The following is a 2,835-nucleotide window of genomic DNA, read 5'->3' as shown; positions in this document are numbered from 1 at the left end:
GTCGGTGTGGATGAAACCGCGTCCCGGCGCGGCCAGCGCTACGTGACGGTGTTCCTCGATATGCGGCGCAAACAGGAGCCGGTGATCTTCGCCGTCCCCGGCCACGGCAAGGACACCATCAAGGCCTTCAGTGCCTTCCTGGCAGCCCATGGCGGTGATCCGGACAACGTGATCGAGGTTGTCTGCGACATGTCACAAGCCTTCCTCAGCGGCGTGGCCGAGCATCTTCCCGAGGCCGAGGTCACGGTCGACTGGTTCCATATCGTGCAGACCTTCACCAAGAGGCTGGACGAGGTGTGCAAGAAGGCGCGCCGGGAGCAGGGACACCCCAAGTCGCTGCGCTGGGCCCTGCTGAAGAGCCTTGAAAACAAGAACCTGACACCCAAGCAGCTAGCGGCGCTCCAGGAACTGGTGGCCGACCTGAGCGCCACGTCCGATGCCTGGGTGATCAAGGAGAAGCTGCGCTGGATCCAGAAAGCCCCGACGCTGGAGCGCCACGCCGACGCGGTGGTCAGGCGGTGGCTCTCGGGACTGACGAACGCACGACTGGAAGGGATGAACGGCTTGTTCCAGGCGGCTCGGTCACGCGCCCGCGGCTACCGGAGCGAGGCCAACTTCATCGCCATGATCTACCTGATTGGCAGCCCGGTAGGCCGCCTGTTCGATCAGGCCAAATCCACGTAAAGTGACGAAGAACCAAGAAAAAGCGGTTAGCAGAGCAGGGAAAACGTATAAAAAATTCACATCGCCAGAATGTCTGCCAGATAAATTCCATCCAACACGGCTTTCTTCTGCTTTTGCCGTATACTGACCTTGAAGTACGTCTCTCTTTCTTAAATTCAAGGCGATATGTCGGGTTCTGGCGAGGCTCTCGGTCGCCAGACCGCAGTGGATTTTGAAGGCAGCCTCCCGAAGCGCCACGTCCATGATCCAATGTAGCTTATTCTCCATATACCAATGCTAATGGGCCAAGCAGCCAGAGTTGTTTTCCGGGCAGTTAGTCAATCAAGCAACAGCCGAGGTCACGTGTCGCACTTGGTCATTGAGACCGCTTGTCATGAATGAGTCGGGCATATGACAACCGTTTCCGCGTGTGAAAGTTTTATGCGTTTCCTCTGGTGAAAAGAAGCGACGCCATGCAATGGTATTATCCGATTCACTAGGGTGGTTAATACAGGTAATATGCAAAGCTTCAGAGTAAGCACTTACATGCATGAAAGGGTTAATCTGTGACACTGATAAAAACCAGCTTACTGAATGGAGTTGCAGTCATAATTAAAATGCTAACAATGTTGAGTATTAACAAAATACTCGCTATTTATGTTGGTCCATCGGGTTATGCAGCTATTGGTAATTTTCAAAATGCCGTACAAATGTCCACAGCTCTGGCCAGTGGTGCAATCAATAAAGGTGTGACTAAATACACGGCCGAATATCACGGAGACGAAGTTAAACAATATGCAGTCTGGCGCACAGCAGGAACGATCTCGCTAGTCGGGTCAGTTATAGTTGCTATTAGTTTAATCGGATTTAACAAATTCTTGGCGGGCTGGTTCCTCAAGGATGAAAGTCTCGGTAGTATATTTATCTGGTTTGCCGCAACACTTGTTCTATTTGTATTCAACACCTTGTTACTTGCTGTTCTTAACGGTAAAAAAGAAATACACCGCTATGTGATGGCCAACATAGCCGGTAGCCTATTTGCGCTGGCGGTCACCACCGTTATGACTGTCAAGTTAGGCCTTTATGGTGCGCTGGTTGCCTTGGCTATCTACCAGTCATTGACGTTCTTCGCCACTCTGGCAATAATATATAAAACAAGCTGGTTTGGTTTAAGAAACTTTATTGGTGCTGTTGATAGATTTATATTAAAAAACCTCCTTAGATACTCCTTGATGGCATTGGTTAGTGTGGCTGTAGGGCCAGCTGTAAACTTTTTAATCCGCACTTATATTTTTGATAATGTTGGCGCTGATAGTGCAGGTTTGTGGGAGGCCATGCAGAGGCTTGGTGGTGCATATATAATGTTTTTCACCTCTGTGCTTTCAGTTTATCTTTTGCCAAAGCTTTCCGAGACAAAGAATGTCAAGTTGATTGTTAATGAGATAGTGAATGCCTGGTATCTTCTGGTCCCTGTCTCGATTGCTGCTGCGGTTTTTATATACTTAATACGCGATAATGTGATTCTTCTTCTTTTTAGTGATAGTTTTGCGAAGATGGGTGATTTGTTTTTATGGCATTTTGCAGGAGAGGTTCTTAGACTTACAGCTTGGATTTTGACTTTTGTGATGATAAGTAAATCAATGGTAATGATCTTTATCAAAACGGAAGTTATATTCAATGCGTTTTATTTTGTTCTGACGGTTGTCTTTGTTGATAGCTATGGTCTTGTTGGCGCGGCAATGTCATATGCGTTGTCTGGTCTGATTTATATCATTTCAATGGTGTATATTTTCTTTTTAAGTAATAAATATTCATTTCATAAAAATAGAGATATATACGAATGATACCGTCTCTCATGCACCATTTATCAATCGTTCCCGACTTCCGAGAGGCTTGAAAAGAGCATCATCAATTGTCGGATATCCTGTTTTTTACCGTTTGTGCGTTGAACTGTGGTGGGCGGTCTCAAGTTCCAAGTGCAACGCTATTGAAGGCTCTTCGTCGCTGGGTGTGGAATTCGCCTCCCCTGAGCTGGACCAGGAGATGACCTCCACGACGACAGGGGGCATGGCATGGACGGCACCCAGATTCTGACCCTGGGCCTGGAAGCGCCCTGGATCCTCAAGGACCAGCACCTGGATACCGCCGTGTCGCCTCACCGCCTCGATCTCT

The 2,835-nt window shown here is 48.4% G+C and carries 2 protein-coding genes; both read left to right on the top strand.

Annotated features, from left to right (window positions below):
- Nucleotides 1–684, top strand: a 684-nt coding sequence (locus SCI24_RS21240; RefSeq protein ID WP_318727259.1) for a transposase, incomplete at its 5' end; no start/stop codon positions are given.
- A 545-nt stretch (nucleotides 685–1,229) separates the two neighbouring features.
- Complete coding sequence (locus tag SCI24_RS21235) at nucleotides 1,230–2,507, top strand: O-antigen translocase (RefSeq protein ID WP_318727258.1); 1,278 nt, start codon at nucleotides 1,230–1,232, stop codon at nucleotides 2,505–2,507.
- The last annotated feature ends 328 nt before the right edge of the window (nucleotides 2,508–2,835 follow it).

The sequence above is a fragment of the Halomonas sp. genome (assembly GCF_033549285.1).
In the GTDB taxonomy this organism is placed as follows: Bacteria; Pseudomonadota; Gammaproteobacteria; order Pseudomonadales; family Halomonadaceae; genus Halomonas.
Note: the sequence above shows the minus strand (reverse complement) of the source record. Positions and strands in the feature narration are given on the sequence as shown.